This window comes from Alphaproteobacteria bacterium LSUCC0684 (genome assembly GCA_041228335.1).
Classification (GTDB): domain Bacteria; phylum Pseudomonadota; class Alphaproteobacteria; order Puniceispirillales; family UBA1172.
Genome location: CP166130.1, coordinates 1,357,348 through 1,376,546 on the forward strand (window position 1 = coordinate 1,357,348; position 19,199 = coordinate 1,376,546).

The 19,199-nt window shown below is 55.7% G+C and carries 20 protein-coding genes; all 20 read right to left on the bottom strand.

The annotated features are described in order from the left end of the window. Positions 1 to 37 precede the first annotated feature (37 nt). Positions 38 to 283, bottom strand: a complete 246-nt coding sequence (locus AB8880_06420; GenBank protein XDZ64570.1) for a DUF1467 family protein — start codon at positions 281 to 283, stop codon at positions 38 to 40. Next, positions 283 to 687, bottom strand: a complete 405-nt coding sequence (gene mce / locus AB8880_06425) for a methylmalonyl-CoA epimerase (GenBank protein ID XDZ64571.1) — start codon at positions 685 to 687, stop codon at positions 283 to 285. The genes AB8880_06420 and mce overlap by 1 nt, the downstream gene beginning before the upstream one ends. After that, entirely contained in the window at positions 688 to 2,382 is a 1,695-nt protein-coding gene (locus AB8880_06430) for a ribonuclease J (protein XDZ64572.1), read from the bottom strand. Beyond that, positions 2,379 to 3,161 (bottom strand): type III pantothenate kinase, encoded by a 783-nt coding sequence (locus AB8880_06435; GenBank protein XDZ64573.1) that lies wholly within the window; start codon positions 3,159 to 3,161, stop codon positions 2,379 to 2,381. Before AB8880_06435 ends, AB8880_06430 begins: the two co-directional genes overlap by 4 nt. Then, positions 3,145 to 3,942 carry a biotin--[acetyl-CoA-carboxylase] ligase gene (locus AB8880_06440; GenBank protein ID XDZ64574.1) on the bottom strand — a complete coding sequence of 266 codons (798 nt, stop codon included), beginning with the start codon at positions 3,940 to 3,942 and terminating at the stop codon, positions 3,145 to 3,147. Before AB8880_06440 ends, AB8880_06435 begins: the two co-directional genes overlap by 17 nt. Next, positions 3,905 to 5,353: an NADH-quinone oxidoreductase subunit NuoN gene (gene nuoN, locus AB8880_06445; GenBank protein ID XDZ64575.1), complete on the bottom strand. Its 1,449-nt coding sequence runs from the start codon at positions 5,351 to 5,353 to the stop codon at positions 3,905 to 3,907. The genes AB8880_06440 and nuoN overlap by 38 nt, the downstream gene beginning before the upstream one ends. Beyond that, entirely contained in the window at positions 5,353 to 6,864 is a 1,512-nt protein-coding gene (locus tag AB8880_06450; protein XDZ64576.1) for an NADH-quinone oxidoreductase subunit M, read from the bottom strand. Before AB8880_06450 ends, nuoN begins: the two co-directional genes overlap by 1 nt. A 1-nt stretch (position 6,865) precedes the next feature. Next, entirely contained in the window at positions 6,866 to 8,797 is a 1,932-nt protein-coding gene (gene nuoL, locus AB8880_06455; GenBank protein XDZ64577.1) for an NADH-quinone oxidoreductase subunit L, read from the bottom strand. Positions 8,798 to 8,803: 6 nt separating this feature from the next. Beyond that, positions 8,804 to 9,115 (bottom strand): NADH-quinone oxidoreductase subunit NuoK, encoded by a 312-nt coding sequence (nuoK, locus tag AB8880_06460; protein ID XDZ64578.1) that lies wholly within the window; start codon positions 9,113 to 9,115, stop codon positions 8,804 to 8,806. Beyond that, positions 9,115 to 9,753 carry an NADH-quinone oxidoreductase subunit J gene (locus AB8880_06465; GenBank protein XDZ64579.1) on the bottom strand — a complete coding sequence of 213 codons (639 nt, stop codon included), beginning with the start codon at positions 9,751 to 9,753 and terminating at the stop codon, positions 9,115 to 9,117. Before AB8880_06465 ends, nuoK begins: the two co-directional genes overlap by 1 nt. 8 nt (positions 9,754 to 9,761) lie before the next feature. Beyond that, positions 9,762 to 10,250, bottom strand: coding sequence for an NADH-quinone oxidoreductase subunit NuoI (gene nuoI, locus AB8880_06470; GenBank protein ID XDZ64580.1), 489 nt, complete (start codon positions 10,248 to 10,250; stop codon positions 9,762 to 9,764). Positions 10,251 to 10,260: 10 nt separating this feature from the next. Next, positions 10,261 to 11,256 (bottom strand): NADH-quinone oxidoreductase subunit NuoH, encoded by a 996-nt coding sequence (gene nuoH, locus AB8880_06475; GenBank protein XDZ67036.1) that lies wholly within the window; start codon positions 11,254 to 11,256, stop codon positions 10,261 to 10,263. 32 nt (positions 11,257 to 11,288) lie between these two features. After that, complete coding sequence (gene nuoG, locus AB8880_06480; GenBank protein XDZ64581.1) at positions 11,289 to 13,364, bottom strand: NADH-quinone oxidoreductase subunit NuoG; 2,076 nt, start codon at positions 13,362 to 13,364, stop codon at positions 11,289 to 11,291. Positions 13,365 to 13,373: 9 nt separating this feature from the next. After that, a complete protein-coding gene (gene nuoF, locus AB8880_06485) occupies positions 13,374 to 14,657 on the bottom strand; it encodes an NADH-quinone oxidoreductase subunit NuoF (GenBank protein ID XDZ64582.1) in 1,284 nt (427 codons plus the stop codon). 1 nt (position 14,658) lies between these two features. Beyond that, complete coding sequence (gene nuoE, locus AB8880_06490; GenBank protein ID XDZ64583.1) at positions 14,659 to 15,315, bottom strand: NADH-quinone oxidoreductase subunit NuoE; 657 nt, start codon at positions 15,313 to 15,315, stop codon at positions 14,659 to 14,661. Further along, positions 15,312 to 16,490, bottom strand: coding sequence for an NADH-quinone oxidoreductase subunit D (locus AB8880_06495; protein XDZ64584.1), 1,179 nt, complete (start codon positions 16,488 to 16,490; stop codon positions 15,312 to 15,314). Before AB8880_06495 ends, nuoE begins: the two co-directional genes overlap by 4 nt. Before the next feature lie 3 nt (positions 16,491 to 16,493). Then, on the bottom strand, positions 16,494 to 17,156 hold the full coding sequence (locus tag AB8880_06500; GenBank protein XDZ64585.1) for an NADH-quinone oxidoreductase subunit C: 663 nt from the start codon (positions 17,154 to 17,156) through the stop codon (positions 16,494 to 16,496). A gap of 18 nt (positions 17,157 to 17,174) precedes the next feature. Continuing rightward, positions 17,175 to 17,720: an NADH-quinone oxidoreductase subunit B family protein gene (locus AB8880_06505; protein ID XDZ64586.1), complete on the bottom strand. Its 546-nt coding sequence runs from the start codon at positions 17,718 to 17,720 to the stop codon at positions 17,175 to 17,177. 4 nt (positions 17,721 to 17,724) lie between these two features. Further along, entirely contained in the window at positions 17,725 to 18,090 is a 366-nt protein-coding gene (locus AB8880_06510) for an NADH-quinone oxidoreductase subunit A (protein XDZ64587.1), read from the bottom strand. A gap of 141 nt (positions 18,091 to 18,231) precedes the next feature. Beyond that, complete coding sequence (locus AB8880_06515; protein XDZ64588.1) at positions 18,232 to 19,134, bottom strand: dihydrodipicolinate synthase family protein; 903 nt, start codon at positions 19,132 to 19,134, stop codon at positions 18,232 to 18,234. Positions 19,135 to 19,199 lie beyond the last annotated feature (65 nt).

Here is a 19,199-nt window from a genome sequence, read left to right on the forward strand (position 1 = left end):
AAATGGCGGGGTTTTGCCCCGTCATTTTCTTTTGGCTCTAATTGTTCACCATATCCCGGAACGAAAATATCCCGCTTGCAATCACCGCATCCACCCCGAACCAGAGAAGTAACGCCAGAATGCTGGTAATTGCCGCCTTGATCCACAGTCCAGGCCTGGCGGGGGCACCGGAGGCGTGTCCTTTTTCAACCTCATCCGGTTGTCTCACCCCGAATGGCAAGGTCATGAAGAAGACCCACCACCAGAGCAGGATATACACAACTATTCCCGAAACCGTATCCATTACGCCTGTTCCAGTTCAATCAGGGTACCGTTGAAATCCTTGGGGTGAAGAAACAGTACCGGCTTGCCATGGGCGCCAATCGCGGGCTCCCCCGAACCAAGGACCCGCGCCCCTTGAGAGATCAGCCGGTCACGGGCGGCAAGGATATCATCCACCTCAAAGCACAGATGATGCATGCCGCCATCGGCATTGCGTTCAAGATATCGGGCGATGGGGCTGTCATCACCGATGGGCTCAAGCAGTTCGATCTTGCTGTTTCCTGTATCGACAAAGACAACGGTCACGCCATGTTCGGGCAACGCCTGGGGAAGAGATACCTTTGCTCCCAAGGCCTCTTTCCAATGCGTTGCCGCCGCTTCAAGATCCGGAACGACCAGCGCGATATGGTTAAGTCTTCCTATCATTCATTCCCCCGTCAGAACGCCTGGCGCATCCACGCGCATCACATGAACCTGGACGGCGGGGCGACGTTGAAACATCGTTTTGGCGAGACCGCGCAAGGCTTGCGAAACACGGTCTGTTACCACGTCATCATCAAGGCGGTCCCTGTTGCTCATGGCCAGCAATGCATCTTCGACACGAAGCGATCCTTCGGCGATATAATCATCGGCGCGAAACCCGTCGTTAAGCCCGTTCTGGGTGATGCTGGGTGCGAGGCACAACTCGCCTGTCAGGCTCAACACGATCGACGCCGAGACATTTCCGTTCCACAACATCCGGCGGCGGTCACGCAAGGTCGAACTGTCCAGCCCGATGACTTCGCCGGCTTCATAGGTCAGAAGCCCTGTATCAGCCTTGCTGATCACCCGGCTCTGGTCGCCGTCAAGCGCGATGACATCACCATTATCGGGAATGATCGTCTTGCCAACCTGGCAAGACTGCGCCAGCGCCGCATGGGCGTTGAGATGGCGCGCGGTCCCGTGCACCGGGATCGCAACCCGAGGCCTTATCATCTGGTACATCTCCGCCATGTCTTCGCGTCCCGGGTGGCCGGAAACATGGATCGGTGCATCATCTGCCGTGATCACCTGCACCCCGCGGCGGATCAGATTATCCTGAACGCGTGAAATAGCAGGCTCATTGCCTGGTATCTCACGGGAAGAAAAAAGCACCGTATCACCCTTTTCAAGACGAACCATGTGATGGCTGCCCGATGCAATCCGGGAAAGTGCCGATCTCGGCTCACCCTGCGAGCCGGTGCAGATCATCAGCAGGTTTTCCTTGGGGATGAGATCAAAATCATCTTCGGGGACAAAATCAGGCCAGTCAGAAAGGTAGCCGCAGGATCTGGCAGCTTCCGAAATCCGGTGCAGGGCCCGCCCCACCAGCATCGGGCTGCGTCCGGTTTCACGCGCGGCACGCACGAGCGAATCGACCCTGGCCACGTTGGACGCAAAGCAGGTGACCGCCACCCGCCCCTTTAGCCCGCTGATGGTTTCAAGAAGCCCCTCTCTTGCATCAGCTTCGCTGCCGGTTCTGCCTTCCACCATGGCGTTGGTACTGTCGCCGATAAGGATATCAACGCCGCTGTCGCCAAGTTTCTTCAACGCATCCTTGTCCGAGGTCGGGCCCAGTAATGGATCATTATCGAATTTCCAGTCACCGGTATGAAAAATGGTCTTGCCCCCGGCGCGGAGAACAAGCCCCGCCGGATCAGGTATGGAATGGGTGAGAGATATCATCTCAACATCAAAGCTTCCCACAGGAACCGGTGTGTTGAACGGCAGGGAAATGAGCTTGACCCGGGCGTCCGGCAATCTTTCACTGAGCTTGCCGCGAACAAGCGCAAGGGTGAACGGCGTGCCATAGATGGGGCATTTCAGCCGCTCCCAGAGATAGGGAATTGCGCCAAGATGATCTTCATGCCCATGGGTGATGACGAGGCCGGCGAGTTTGTCGCGCCGTGCCTCGATAAAGGAGAGGTCCGGCAGCACCACATCAATCCCCGGCATGGTATCATCGGGAAAACTGATCCCTAGATCAACCATCAGCCACTGATCGTCGTAGTGAAAGAGATTGGCGTTCATGCCGATCTCACCAGAGCCACCTAATGGCACAAACAATAGATCATCATGCTGCCACGGCTGAGTCGCTGTCATTCCTTTTCCCTGATGCTGCTATAGATCGCAACCATGCCATTGAGAGTAAGGTCCGGATCATGATGATCAACCCCCTCAATGGAAATACTGAATATATTAGCAAGCCCTCCCGTGGCAATCACGATCATCTCACCACCAAAGGCGGCCTTGAGCCGGGTTATCATGCCTTCAACAAGGCTGACATACCCAAAATAGAGCCCCGAATTCATCGCATCGACCGTTGTGGTGCCGAGGGATGGCATTTCCGGTGTCCAGGTGGATGGATCGATGAGCGGCAGTCTTGCCGCGGCTTCATAAAGCGCATTAATCGAAAGATTGACCCCCGGCGCGATTGCCCCGCCGATATAGGCGCCATCGGCATCGATGAGATCAAAGGTTGTCGCAGTCCCGAAATCTATCACCATCGCCGGCAGGCCATAGGCCCTTGCCCCGGCGGTATTGGCGATACGGTCAGCCCCGGCCTGCGCCGGATTGGGGATGCGGACCTTGACACCATGGTCCGGGTTATCGGCACTGATCACAAAAGCCTCAAGACCAAGGTGATCCTTGGCAAGATGGCGGAATGCCGGCAGCAGTTGCGGCACCACACTTGATACAACCACCCCGCTTATGCGTTCAATCCCGAGGCCGGCACGCTGCAGATGATGCGACAGCCACACCGCCATATCATCGGAGGTCTGGCTTGGAACGGTGGTCATCCGCCAATGCTGAAGCTTGCGGTTTTCGTCGTAAATACCAAAGACCGTATTGGTGTTTCCGCAATCAATGACAAGAAGCATGCTGATCCTCTTCCAGCCGGGCGCTGATCACATCACCAGCCTGAATACGATGCGTTGTTCCATCTCCGGAGCAGAGCATCAACGCGCCGTCTTCTCCGAGAGACTCAAAAATACCGTGCAAAACCTTTCCCTGCCCCAGATCAACGGCCAGCATGGCCCCGATATGAGCCGCCGCGCGGGTCCAGTCACGCCGGTGCTGCTCAAACCCCTCACCTTCCCAGGTGTTATAGCGGCGGATGAGCGTTTGCTCAAACGTCTTCATCAGGATTTCAGGCGTGATCGGTTCCGTCGTTGAATTCCTGTTGAGCGAGCCCGGCGCCCAGCCAGATGTTTCAATCGGCTCGGCATCAAGATTGACGCCGCATCCGACAATGATGGCATCGCCCTCACGTTCAAGAAGGATACCGGCACATTTCAGCCCGTCTACCAGCACATCATTGGGCCATTTCAAGGTAATCCCGGCATCCTTTTTCAGCGAGCGGATCGCATCAAGGAGCGCCAATCCAGTGACAAGCGATATCTCCGGCCAGCGCACCTCGGGTACGGCGGGATAGAGGATAATGGACACATAGAGATTGCCTTCGGGCGATTCCCAGTGGCGGCCATGACGCCCTCTCCCCTTTGTCTGGAGACCTGCACGAAACGCCGTTCCCGCAAGGCTGCCTTCCTTGACCGCCTGACGGGCAAGATCAGAGGTGCTGGTCACCTGATCGTGGTAGGAAATGACTAGTTCTTTCAGCACATCAACCTGCGATGAGGATGATATGCGGGACGGTCGCAATGACTGCCTCCCGCAACGGGCTCAGACCGAAAACGAACAGGGCCAGGATCAGGGCTGACAGGCCCATGATGATCGTATTCGCTCTTCTCGCTGATGGATCAAGCACGATATCAACCTCATCGATATACATGACCTTGACGATCCGAATGTAGTAAAACGCGCCGACAACCGACGACAGAACACCTATCACCGCAAGCGGGATCAGGCCAGCATTTACAGCGGCCATAAAGGTGAACCATTTGCCGAAAAATCCGCCAAGAGGCGGTATCCCTGCCATCGAAAACATGAAGACAAGAAGACAGGCCGCGTGCAGGGGATGCGAACGTGAATACCCCTTGAGATCGCTGATCCGGTGGACGGCTTCACCTTCCCTTGTCAGGTTCAGGATGATGGCGAATACCCCGATCGATGAAATCACATAGATGAGCATATAGATCATCACCGCGCTCACCGCGCCGGTTGTCGCCGCCGACAATCCGACGAGGGCATAACCCATATGCGCAATCGACGAATAGGCCATCAGCCGTTTCAGATCGGTCTGCATGATCGCGGCCAGCGCCCCGACGACCATTGAAAGAACCGCGATGACTGCCACCACCTGCTGCCATACCCCGGGCACGGGCGCGAGCATCCCGTAAGTTATCCGCAGGAACAGGGCCATGGCCGCAACTTTGGGGACGATCGCAAAAAAGGCCGTGACAATGGTCGGGGAGCCTTCATACACGTCCGGTGTCCACATATGGAAGGGAGCCGCCGAGATCTTGAACGCCATCCCGGAAATGACGAAGATAATCCCGATCACCGCCCCCGATGAGACTGAACCGGAAAGCGACTGCGATATTTCCGCGTAATTCGTTGCCCCGGTGAAACCGTAGATGAGCGATATGCCGTAGAGCAGAAGCCCTGAAGACAGGGCGCCCAGCAGAAAATATTTCAGCCCCGCCTCAGACGAGCGAAGCGAATCCCGCTGCATCGCCGCGATGACATAGAGCGGCAGGGACTGCAATTCAATGCCCATATAAAGAACCATCAAATCATTGGAAGATATCAGCACCATCATGCCCAGCACCGACATGAGGACCAGCATCGTGAATTCGGGCTTGTTGATATTATCCGCTTTCAGGCTTGGCTTGGCGAGCAGCAACACGATGCCCGCGCCGACCAGCACAATCATTTTCATGAAGACCGCAAAAGGTGTCGTGAGAAAAAGCCCGCCAAACGCCAATGAAGATTCCCGGCCATAGGACAGCACGAGGATACCTGTCGCAACAAGCGTCACCAGCCCGAGCCTGCGCATGATCTGGGAGACCCGGCCCTCATCTCCGCCGAATGCCGCGACCAGCACCAGAATTATGGCTATGAGAGCAAGAAATATTTCAGCAATCGCAGGAAAATACGTGATCATCGACATTATTTACCCCCTGGGAGGAGAGAGGCATCAGCGTGGAGATTGACCTGGTCAATCACGGCCAGAATGGATGGCTGCATCAGATCGAGAAGTGAGCCCGGAAATACGCCATACCACAAGACAAGAACAGCCAGCGGAAGGAAGATGATGATTTCACGTCTTTCAAGAGGGCTCATGCTGATAACCTCTTCTTTTTCGGCGCGGCCAAACACCACCCGGCGGTAAAGCCAGAGCATATAGGTTGCACCAAGAACAAGGCCTGTTGCCGTCAGGAATGCGAGGAAACTGCTTGTCTGCCAGGCCCCGACCAGAACCAGAAACTCACCGATGAAGCCGCTTGTGCCGGGAAGGCCGACCGAGGCAAGCATCATCAGCATGAAAAACACGGCATATCGGGGCATGCTGTCGGCAACCCCGCCATAGGCATCTATCTCTCGTGTATGCAGGCGGTCATAGACAACTCCAACCGCAAAGAAAAGCGCCGCGGAGACAAGGCCATGGCTGATCATCTGGAACATGGCGCCAGCCACGCCTTGCTCGGTCATGGTGAAAATCCCGACGGTGACAAAACCCATATGCGCCACGGAGGAATAGGCGATCATCTTCTTCATATCGCTCTGGGCCAGGGCCACCAGAGACGTGTAAATCACCGCAACCACGGAGAGCGCAAAGATCATCGGGGCAAAATAGAGCGATGCATCCGGGAACATCGGCAGAGAGAAACGCAGAAACCCATACCCCCCCATCTTCAGCAGAATACCGGCAAGTATCATCGATCCTGCGGTCGGTGCCTCGACATGGGCATCAGGCAGCCAGGTATGGACCGGCCACATCGGCACTTTGACGGCAAATGAAGCAAAGAACGCCAGAAACAGCCAGAACTGCACATCTGGATCAAAGGCGAATTTCTGCAGGGCCGGAATATCCGTCGTGCCAGCCTGATCTGCCATGAAAAGGATGGCAACGAGCATCAGCACCGACCCGGCCAGCGTATAGAGGAAGAACTTGAACGAGGCGTAAACCCGCCGCTTGCCGCCCCAGATCCCGATGATCAGGAACATCGGGATCAGCACCGCTTCAAAGAAGAGGTAGAACATCACCACATCAAGGGCGCAGAAAGTCCCGATCATGAGCGTTTCCAGCGCCAGAAAGCCGATCATGTATTCGCGCACCCGATGGGTGATTGCCTTGAAGGATGCGAGAATGGCAAGCGGCGTCAGAAACGTTGTCAGCACGACAAAGGGCATGGATATCCCATCAACCCCCATATGATAGCTGATCCCGTCCTCAAGAAGCCACTCACCGCGGTCTTCCAGCTGGTAGCCGACAATTGACGGGTCAAACTGCATGAGCGCGAACAGGGACACAAGGAAGGTGAAGCCCGAAACCCACAGCGCAACATTCCGGGAGTTCCGCATGACGGTTTCATCATCCCCCCGGGTGAGCAGCAGGAATACCACGCCAAAAAGAGGCAGGAAGGTCAGAACCGTAAGAATTGGCCAGCTCGTATCCATCTCAGCCCCCAAATGCTCGCGCATACCAGAGGATCAGGGCAACAACCCCGATCAGCATCGCGAATGCGTAATGAAAAACGTACCCTGTCTGGAAACGGCTGGTTACCGCCGAAAGCCGGGCCACCATCCCGCTAACACCATCGGGACCAAAGGCGTCGATGGTCCGCAGATCGCCGCGCATCCAGAGGAAGCGACCAAACCGCACCGCCGGCCGGACAAAAAGAGCATCATAAATCTCATCAACATACCATTTATGGAAGAAAAGCTGATGGAGGGGCCGGAACAGTTCAGCCATGCGTGCAGGCAAGGACGGCATGGCGATATACATCACAAAGGCAAGAGCGACACCGCCAATACCGACAATAAGCGGCATCAGCTTGATGATCGACGGGACGTGATGCGCCGCTTCCATAGCCTGATGTTCAGCCAGAATGAAAATGGAATTGCCCCAGAATTCCTTCCAGTGATGCCCGACAAACAGATCATAGAAAAGGAAGCCGGAGAAAATAGCACCGATCGCCAGAACAAATAGCGGCAGCGTCATCACCGCCGGGCTTTCATGCACATGGCTCATCACTTCTGCCGATGCCCGCGGCTTGCCGTGGAAGGTCATGAACAGAAGACGCCATGAATAGAAAGCCGTCAGAAACGCCGCCAGGATACCCAGAATATAGGCAAACTGGCCGGTCGATGCATGCTGGCCCCAGGCCGCCTCAAGGATCATGTCCTTGGAATAGTAGCCGGCAAAGAACGGGAATCCGGCCAGAGCAAGTGATCCAATCCACATCATCACATAGGTGACGGGTATTTTCCGCCAGACCCCGCCCATCCGGCGCATGTCCTGTTCATCGGACAGCGCGTGAATGACCGATCCCGCCCCGAGAAACAAAAGCGCCTTGAAAAACGCATGTGTTGTCAGGTGGAACATGGCCGCAGGATAGGCCGAAACACCGGCGGCAAAAAACATGTATCCAAGCTGGGAGCAGGTCGAATAGGCGATAACCCGCTTGATATCGAACTGGGTGAAGCCGATGGTAGCAGCAAAGATTGCCGTGAGCGCCCCCACCACGGTGATGAAATCCAGCGTGAACGGGGCATATTCAAGCATTGGCGACAGGCGGCAGACCATAAAGACGCCCGCGGTCACCATCGTTGCTGCGTGAATGAGCGCCGAGACAGGTGTCGGGCCTTCCATCGCGTCGGGAAGCCAGGTATGAAGCCCGAGCTGGGCAGATTTCCCCATGGCTCCGATAAAGAGCAGCATCCCGACGACTTCAAGCGCGGGCAACTCCCAGAAAAGGAACGGCATGGTCACATTGGCAAGTGCAGGAGCAAAGCCAAAAATCACATCCAGCTCTACCGAGCCTGCCAGGGCATAGACCCCGAAAATACCAAGCGCAAAGCCAAAATCTCCAACCCTGTTGACGACAAAAGCCTTCATCGCCGCCTCATGCGCGGAGGGCCGATGATACCAGAAACCGATCAGCAGATAGGAGGCAACCCCCACCCCTTCCCAGCCAAAGAACATCTGGACAAGGTTGTCCGCCGTCACCAGCATCAGCATGGCAAAGGTAAAGAGGCTGAGATAGGCCATGAAACGCGGCTTGGCGTTGTCGTGCGACATATAGCCAACCGAATAAATATGAACCATGGTCGAGACGGTGGTAACAACAATTACCATCACGGCCGTCAGCGCATCGTAGCGCAGGGCCCAATCAACATGAAATCCGCCTGAGGACATCCAGTTTGCCAAGACGACGGTGCTGTCCGTGCCGGATGATATATGGCCCAGAAAGGCAATCCATCCCAATATCATCGACGCAAGCATCGCCGTGATCGTCACGGCATATCCGCCCGTATCGTTTTTAAGAAGCGAAAAAATACCCGCACCGATGGCACCGAGCAGCGGCAGAAAGACAATCGCCGTAATCATGATCGCCTATCCCTTCATCATATTGATATCTTCCACCGCGATGCTGCCGCGGTTCCGGAAGTACACAACAAGAATGGCCAGACCGATGGCAGCTTCGGCGGCGGCAACCGTCAGGATCAGCATAGCGAAGATCTGGCCTGTCAGGTCACCGTTATGGGTGGAAAACGCCACCAGATTGATATTGACGGCAAGGAGCATGAGCTCAACGCACATCAGAATGGTGATGACGTTCTTGCGATTGAGAAAAATCCCAACCGCGCCCAGCGTAAACAGAATAGCAGCCACGGTCAGATAGTGGAAAAGCGTAATCGTACCCATCAGCGAAGCACCTTCTGGTCAGCGTTGACTTCTGCGGCAATTTCCTGCGGCGCAACATGGCTTTCAACGGAGACAATCTCCACCGTCTCCTCCCGGCGGCGGGCATTCTGCCGGGCAATGGACTGCCGCTTGACACCTTCACGATGACGCATGGTCAGGGTAATGGCCCCGATCATGGCCACAAGAAGGATGATCCCGGCGAGCTGGAACAGGAAAATATAATCGGTATAGAGCACATCACCGATCTGGGCTGTATTGCTGCGCGAAGACACACTGTCCGCAACCATGATCGCCGTTTCCGGAACCGCAAAAATGAGCACAAGTTCAATCAGCAGGATCAATCCGATAATTATACCGAGCGGCAGGTGACGCCGGAACCCTTCTCGCATGTCGGCGAAATTGATATCAAGCATCATCACCACGAAAAGGAAAAGCACCGCCACCGCACCGACATAGACAACCACCAGCAGCATGGCGAGGAATTCCGCCCCCATCAGGATGAACAATCCGGCCGCGTTAAAGAACGAAAGGATCAGAAACAGTACCGCGTGAACCGGGTTTCGTGCCGTGATGACCATGAAACCGGATGCAACGGTCATGGCGGCAAAAAGATAGAAGAACAAGCTTGTAATCATCATTCCACCCCTTACCGATACCTGGCGTCTGCAGCTAGATTGCGGGCAATCTCGACTTCCCAACGGTCACCATTGGCAAGAAGCTTTTCCTTGTCGTAGTAAAGCTCTTCCCTTGTTTCGGTGGCGAATTCAAAATTCGGGCCCTCGACAATGGCATCAACAGGGCAGGCTTCCTGGCAGAACCCGCAATAGATGCATTTGGTCATGTCGATATCGTATCGGGTTGTCCGGCGGCTGCCATCTTCTCTTGGCTCCGCTTCGATCGTAATGGCCTGGGCGGGACAGATCGCCTCACATAATTTGCAGGCGATGCAGCGTTCCTCCCCATTGGGATAGCGCCTGAGAGCATGTTCACCACGGAATCGCGGCGACAGACTTCCCTTTTCATAGGGATAGTTGATCGTCACCTTGGGCTTGAAGAAATATTTGAGCGTAAGCGCAAGCCCCTTCACGATTTCCAGAAGCAGAAAAGATCGGGCGGCATTGATAAGAGCGTGCATGATCTTCTCCCTAAACCGATGCCGGCAGCATATCAAAGGCCAGCATGAAACCGCCGCAGATGGCCACGAAAAGCAGGGTGAAGGGCAGAAACACTTTCCAGCCCAGTCGCATCAGCTGATCATAGCGATAGCGCGGCGTGGTTGCCCGCACCCATAAAAAGACAAACAGAACGAGCGCAACCTTGAGCGCAAACCATATCGGCCCGGGTATCCAGTTCAACGGGGCAATATCCAAAGGCGGCAGCCAGCCACCGAGGAAAAGCGTCGTCGTCATTCCCGACATCAGGATCATATTGGCGTATTCACCAAGGAAGAACAACGCAAACGACATCGATGAGTATTCGACGAAATATCCCGCCACCAGTTCGGACTCGCCTTCGGGCAGGTCAAATGGTGCGCGGTTGGTTTCCGCCAGCGTCGAGATGAAAAAGATCACGAACATCGGGAAAAGCGGGATGAAGAACCAGAGATCACGCTGGGCTTCGACGATATCCGTAAGGTTAAGTGACCCGGAGGCCATGATCACGGTGATGATCACCAGCCCGAGAGAAACCTCATAAGAAATCATCTGTGCCGCTGACCGCATGGCCCCGAGGAAGGGATATTTTGAATTGCTCGACCACCCTGCCATGATCACGCCATATACGCCAAGCGATGATATCGCAAAAAGGTAGAGAATGCCGACATTGACATCGGCAATCACGAGCCCTTCACCAAAGGGGATCACGGCCCAGGCAACCAGCGACAGGATAAAGGTGAGCATCGGGGCTGCCACAAAGACAACCTTGGACGCGCCGGAAGGCAGGATCGTCTCTTTGGAAAGAAGCTTGAGCGCATCGGCAAAGGGCTGGAGCAGACCAAAAGGCCCGACCACGTTCGGCCCCTTGCGCAACTGCATCAGCCCGATGACACGGCGCTCGGCCAGGGTCAGGTAGGCAACCGCAATCAGCAGCGGCACAATCACGGCAAAGATCTGCGCCACCGTATAAAGCAGCTCAAGCGTCATCGGCGCGGTCAGGATGGAAAGGATCATGTCCATTATTCGGCCGCTCCCTTCATCTCGCCTTCAAACGCGTCGATACACGCGGCCATGGTCACCGAATTGCGGCTGATCGGGCAGGTCATGTAGAAACTTGTCCCCGTCCCGGCGCCAAGCGCATAGCCGAGAGGTGATGTGGAAATACTGGCCGAAGAATTGACCCCCTTGAACCGTGATACAACGAGCACATCGCGTTCACGGAGAACCGGACAGGCAGCCTCCATCCGGGCGCGAAGATTTTCCAGCGTGTCAAAGGGCAGGGTTTTGCCCAGCACAGCCGAAAGCGCTCGGATGATCGACCAGTCCTGGCGCGCATCCCCTGGCGGGAAGGTGGCACGCGGCGCAAACTGAACCCGGCCTTCGGTATTCACAAACGTGGCGTCTTTCTCGCACCATGCCGCGCCGGGCAGGACAACATCCGCGACCCGCGCCCCGGCATCGCCATGACTTCCCTGATAGATCACGAATGTTCTGGATGAAATGCCGGTGAGATCGAGCTCATCCGCACCGAGCAGATAGAGCACATCAAGATCACCGGATTTCGCCGCCTTGAGAATGGCTTGCGTGTCCTTGCCGCCTTTTGACGGAACAAATCCGATATCGAGGCCGCCGACACGCGCCGCCGCCGTATGCAGGATATTAAACCCGTTCCAATCATCTTTCACTACGCCAGCAGCTTTGGCAAGACGGCTCAAGGCGCCGAGAATGGCCTTGCTGTCTTTTCGCGTCAACGCCCCCTGACCGATGATGATCATGGGCTTTCGAGCTTTTTTCATCTTGTTGAAAACAGGGCTTTTTCCGTCAGCGAGATCCTTGAGGATACTTGCATCTTCACCAAGTTCACGGACCGGGTAGGTGAGATCAACCGGGGCACCGAGACGGGCAATCTCAAGCCCGTCGTGAAGCCAGCGCCGCCGCAGTCTTGCGTTGATCACCGCCGCCTCGTGACGTGGATTTGTGCCCACCAGCAACACGAAATCCGTCTCTTCCATGCCGTTGAAGCCGGAATTGAAGATATAGGAAGATCTGTTGCTTGCATCGAGCAGGCTGCCATCCTGGCGGCAATCCATATTCGGGCTGCCCAGCGCCTCCAGCAGCGTTTTCAGCGCATACATGGATTCAGTATCGCACTGGTCACCGGCAAGCGCTGCAATCTTCTCAGGCGAGGCCTTTTTTATTCTGGTGCGGATTTTGGCGAACACATCTTCCCAACTGGCTTCGGCAAGGCGGCCGTTGGCCCCGCGCATGAAAGGGCGATCAAGTCGCTGACGCTGAAGGCCATCATGCGCATGGCGGGTCTTGTCGGAAATCCATTCTTCGTTGATATCATCATTGACCCGGGGCAGAACCCGCATCACCTGATTGCCGCGGGTATCTACCCGGATCGAGCTGCCGACGGCATCCATCACATCGACGGTTTCCGTATGGCTCAGCTCCCACGGGCGGGCGTTGAATGCGTAAGGCCGGCTCGTCAGCGCGCCAACGGGGCAGAGATCAACAACATTTCCTGAAAGCTCCGAGGCCAGTGATTTTTCAAGATAGGTGGTGATTTCCATGGCTTCACCACGGCCAATCGCGCCAAGATCGTTGACCCCGGCCACTTCGGTGGAAAACCGGACGCAGCGCGTGCAGTGAATACAGCGGGTCATGATGGTCGAAATCAGCGGGCCCATATGCTTGTTTTCAACCGCCCGTTTGGGTTCAAGATACCGGCTTCTGTCGCCGCCATACCCCATGGCCTGATCCTGCAGGTCGCACTCTCCACCCTGATCACAGATCGGGCAATCGAGCGGGTGGTTGATCAGCATGAATTCCATCACGCCTTCGCGGGCCTTGCGCACCATCTCGCTGTCTGTCTTGATGACCATGCCATTGCCAGCCGGCATGGCGCAGGACGCAACGGGCTTTGGCGCGCGTTCCATTTCAACAAGACACATCCGGCAGTTGCCGGCAATCGACAGGCGCTCATGATAACAGAAGCGCGGAATTTCCTTGCCGGCAGCTTCACAGGCCTGCAGCACCGTGGCGCCGTCTTCGACCTCGACTTCTATGCCATCAACCGTGACCGTGATCATCCTTGCCCCCTATTCCGCCACCGCTGCGGATTTGCGCGCGGCGATGCGATTCTCGATCTCACCCCGGAAATGCTTGATCAACCCCTGAATGGGCCAGGCGGCAGCATCACCAAGGGCGCAGATCGTGTGTCCTTCAACCTGACGTGTCACGTTTTCAAGCACATCGATTTCATCGACCTCGGCCTCACCGCGGACCAGCCTGTCCATCATGCGATACATCCATCCGGTGCCTTCACGGCATGGCGTGCACTGGCCGCAGGATTCATGTTTGTAGAAATAGGAAATCCGGGCGATGGCCTGAATGATATCTGTTGACTTATCCATCACGATCACCCCGGCCGTGCCCAGTCCGGTGCCTGCCGCCCGCAAACTGTCAAAATCCATCAGCATGTTATCACAGACCGATTTCGGCATGAGGGGTGTTGATGATCCGCCGGGGATGATTGCCAGCAGGTTATCCCAGCCCCCGCGGACGCCGCCGGCGTGTTTTTCGATCAGCTCCTTGAGCGGAATGCCCATCTCTTCCTCGACATTGCAGGGATTGTTGACATGGCCGGAAATGCAGAAAAGCTTGCTGCCGGTATTGTTTTCACGGCCAAGACCGGCAAACCAGTCCGCCCCGCGGCGCAGGATCGTCGGTACGACGGCAATGGTTTCCACATTGTTCACCGTGGTCGGGCAACCATAAAGACCTACACCTGCCGGAAATGGCGGCTTCAGGCGTGGCTGGCCTTTCTTGCCTTCGAGGGATTCGATCAGCGCTGTTTCCTCACCGCAGATATAGGCCCCTGCCCCGCGATGAAGATAAAGGTCAAAATCCCAGCCTGATTTGGCGGCATTCTTGCCAAGAAGCCCCGCATCATAGGCTTCGTCGATGGCTTTCTGCAGGGCAATGGCTTCGTTCACAAATTCGCCCCGGATATAGATATAGGCGGCGTTGGCGCGCATGGCAAAACCCGCAAGCAGGCAACCTTCAACCAGTTTATGTGGTTCATGGCGGATGATATCACGGTCCTTGCAGGTTCCGGGCTCACTCTCATCGGCATTGACGACGAGATAATGGGGCCGGTCCTTGACTTCTTTTGGCATGAACGACCATTTCAGCCCTGTCGGGAAACCGGCACCGCCGCGCCCCCGCAACCCCGATGCCTTGACAATGTCGATGAGAGCATCCGGGCCTTTCTTCATCAGTTGCGCGGTACGGCTCCAGTCACCACGGTTGCGCGCCGCCTCAAGACTTGCCGATTCCCAGCCATAGATATTGGTGAAAATCCGGTTTTCATCGGCCAGCATGTCAGCCTCCTTTACGGGCGGATTTGACCGCTTTTCTTGTTTTGCCCGAAATTGGCGTTACAGAAGAAAGTGAAGTTGGCCCGGGCGCCGGCTGTGAACCCTGTCTGCCCTTGATGGATCCAGCGGGCGGAACATCATCCTGCTTGAGCCGGTCCAGCAGTACCGCCATGCCCTCGTAATCCAGGTCTTCATAATAATCATCGTTGATCTGAACCATGGGCGCGTTGACGCAAGCCCCGAGGCATTCAACCTCAAGAAGGGTGAATTTACCATCAGGGCTCGTCTCGCCGTTGCTGATCCCGACCTTGTCCTTGATACAGCGCATCACGTCATCGCTGCCGCGCAGCCAGCAGGGCGTTGTGCCGCAAGCCTGAATAAAATATTTGCCCACCGGACGAAGATTGAACATCGTGTAGAAAGTCGCCACTTCAAGAACGCGAATTTCCGCCATATCGAGAATATTGGCGATTTCCTCAATGGCTTTCATCGGCACCCAGTTGTCATGCTGGCGCTGGGCAAGATCAAGCAGGGGCAGCACCGCGCTGGCTTTGCGATCCTTGGGATATTTCGCCAGAATAGTCTTGATCCTGGCCTTGTTTTCGGCCGTGAAAGCGAATTTTTCCGGCTGATCTTCGGCGATGCGGCTTGAAATGCTCATCGGTCGATTTCTCCAAAAACAACATCGAGCGACCCGAGAATGGCGACGCTGTCTGCCAACATATGCCCGCGCGACAACTGATCCATCGACGACATGAAGGCAAAACCCGGCGCCCTGATCTTGCATCGATACGGCTTGTTTGTCCCATCCGATACGATATAGACGCCAAATTCACCTTTCGGGGCTTCAACCGCGGTATAGGTTTCACCTGCCGGAACGTGGAAACCTTCGGTATAAAGTTTGAAATGATGGATCAGGGCTTCCATCGATGTTTTCATCTCATCACGCCGAGGTGGCGTCACCTTGTGATCTTCGGCCAGCACAGGACCGTTGGGCATGTTTTCAATCGCCTGCCTGATAATACGCAAGGATTGCCGCATCTCTTCTATCCGGACAAGGTACCTCGCGTAACAGTCCCCTGTCTTGCCGGTTGGAATATCGAATTCCATCTCATCATAGACATCATAGGGCTGGGTTTTGCGCAAATCCCACGGCAGGCCCGAGGCCCGGATGCAGGGGCCTGAAAACCCGAGATCAAGAGCTTCATCAAGGGTGACAACCCCGATATCCACTGTCCGTTGTTTGAAGATCCGGTTATCGGTCAGCAGGGTTTCCATATCATCGATAAAGGAAGGGAAACGGCCAGCCCAGTCCAGAATATCATCAACCAGACCATCAGGCAGGTCCTGATGCACCCCGCCGGGCCGGAAATAGGCGGCATGAAGCCGGGCACCGGAAGCCCGCTCGTAAAATCCCATCAGCTCTTCGCGTTCTTCAAATCCCCAGAGCAGCGGCGTCATCGCCCCGACATCGATCGCAAATGTCGTGAGGTTCAGCAGGTGATTGAGGATGCGGCCAATCTCGCAATAGAGAACGCGGATAAACTGCGCCCGCCGCGGCACCTCGATCTGCATCAGCTTTTCTACCGCCAGCGCGAAAGCGTGCTCCTGATTCATCGGCGAGACATAATCAAGCCGGTCAAAATACGGCAGAGCCTGCAGATAGGTTTTGTGTTCGATCAGTTTTTCCGTGCCGCGATGCAAAAGACCGATATGCGGGTCTGCCCGTTCGATCACCTCACCATCCATTTCCAGAACAAGGCGCAACACGCCGTGGGCGGCGGGATGCTGGGGGCCGAAATTCATCGTAAGAGGTTTGATCTGTGCTTCAGCCATCCCTTATTCCTTTCCTTCGCCCTGATCTGTATCCGGACGAGGATCATCCTGGCGCATGGCGGTCTGCATGCCTTCCCACGGGCTCATGAAATCAAAATCGCGGAATTCCTGTGTCAGGCTGACCGGCTCATAGACAACTCTTTTCTCGCTGTCGTCGTAGCGTGTCTCCACGGTTCCGGTGAGCGGAAAATCCTTTCTGAGCGGGTGACCTTCAAACCCGTAATCCGTCAGCAGACGCCGAAGATCGCCATGACCCCGGAAGAAAATGCCGAACATGTCCCAGACTTCACGTTCCGCCCATATTGCGGAGGAAAAGATATGGCTGACCGAAGGCACAATCTCGCCATCCGCCACCGATGCGACCAGACGCAGGCGCTGATTGAGGCGAACGCTGAGAAGCTGATAGACCAGCTCAAATCTTTTGGAGCGTGAGGGATAATCAACGGCTGTCAGATCAGAAAGCTGGGTGAAACCACCGCCGCTATCATCCTTTAGTTTAAGCAGAATTCCGGGAATTTCATCAACCGGGATCTCGAAGGTCAATTCCCCCCTGAAGACACGGGCGCTGAGCGTTCGGCCGGCGAGAACAGACTCAACCTGAAGCTGGAGGTTTTCCAGCGCCTCATTCTGTTTTGCAAGTGCCCCGCCCATGGAGGATTTCGACATCTTAACTTCCTATAGAGATCAGCGCGCAATTGTTGCCGTTCGGCGAATTTTCTTCTGCAACTGCAGGAGTCCGTAAATAAGCGCTTCAGCGGTTGGCGGACAGCCAGGAACGTAAACATCCACCGGCACAATGCGATCACAGCCACGAACCACCGCGTAGGAATAATGGTAATAGCCGCCCCCATTGGCGCATGACCCCATCGAGAGCACCCAGCGTGGTTCCGCCATCTGATCATAGACCTTGCGCAGGGCAGGCGCCATCTTGTTGGTGAGCGTACCGGCAACGATCATCACGTCGGACTGGCGTGGGCTCGGCCGGAACAGCATCCCGAAACGGTCCATATCATAGCGGCTGGCCGCCGAATGCATCATCTCAACTGCGCAGCAGGCAAGACCGAATGTCATGGGCCAGAGCGAACCTGAACGCGCCCAGTTGAAAAGCTTGTCTGCCTGGGCGATGACAAATCCCCTGTTGGCAATCTCATCACCCACCGCGGCAAGAATGGCGTCCTGGTCAGCGCCTGGCGGGATCGGGTTTGTATTCGGTGAGGTAATCAATCCCATGACATCAATCCCAGTCGAGGGCTCCCTTTTTCCATTCATAGACAAAACCGACCGTCAGGACGAGGAGAAACACCATCATGGACCAGAAGCCAAAGGCACCTGTTTCACCCAGCGACACGGCCCATGGAAAGAGAAACGCCACTTCAAGATCAAAAATAATGAACAGGATCGCAACAAGGTAAAACCGGATATCAAAGCGGCTGCGGGAATCATCAAATGCTTCAAATCCGCATTCATACGCGCTCAGCTTTTCGGGATCAGGACGCTGCGCACCAACGAGGACAGAGCCGATTACAAAGGCCGCCGCCAAGGTCAGGGCGATAGCCAGAAAGATGGCAATTGGCAGATATTCCTCAAGATAGGCTTCCATTTAATCCCCCGAACGTATTCTTGGTATACCTTATTCCATCATGGACTAAAGAGATCAAGATCAAAACATGGGCTGAGACAAAATTTCACGGCTAGATTTATCCCCGCGGGTGTTCCATTCGCCCCATGTTTCGCCGCCCTCTCAAACCGTGAAGTCAAACCCTGATTTGAGCGCGTCTTCAAGGGCGATCACCTTATCTTCGGCCATGGCCATGAGCGGTGGACGAAGATTGTTCCAGCGCGGCTCATCCAAGGCCCTGGCCAGCAGCGCTTTCTGGGCAGGAATTGGCGCATAATCCTGAAACAGAAGCCGAATTCCCCTGACATCCTGATGTTTCGCTTCGGCCTCCTCCCAACGCCCCTGATGGCTGAGGTCAATGACCTCGGCGATCCGCTTGCCGTTCAGATTTGCTGTTGCGGAAATGCATCCCGGAGCCCCGGCGCGGACAGCGTCAATCACGGGCAGTTCAGCCCCCGGATAGGTGATCAGCCCGTCGATCGACAGAAGAGCTTTGGTATTTTCCCAGTCCCCGGAAGAATCCTTGATGCCGACGACGATCTCCGGGAAAGCCGAATGAAGACGGCGCACCAGATCAATCGAAAGCCCGACGCCCGAAACCTGCGGGATATGGTAGAGATAAATGCGCAAACCCGGATGATCCACCATCTCGATCAGGCGGCTGTAATAGCTGAACAGGCCCTCATCACTCACGCCCTTGAAATAGAAGGCAGGCAGGATCATGGCGCCGAGACAGCCATGTTCGACGGCGTGCCGCGTCAACCGGGTTGTATCAACAAGATTGGTCAGGCCTGTTCCCGGGATCAGAACTTTCGGGTCAATACCGGCATCGATCAGGGCATCGAGCGCGGCCATGCGTTCATCGATGCCGACGGACAAGGCCTCCCCGGTTGTGCCAAATGGCGCGAGACCTGCGCATCCACCTTCACTCAACAACCTTCTGGCGAGATCGATATAAAGGTCTGTTGCGATGGACAGATCATCGTTGAACGGTGTCAGAACAGGAGAAATCAGACCTTTGAGCATGTCATGCCTCATTGTGGTGGAACGGTATCGAGAAAGGAATTAACCCAACCTATTGTCTCGATGGT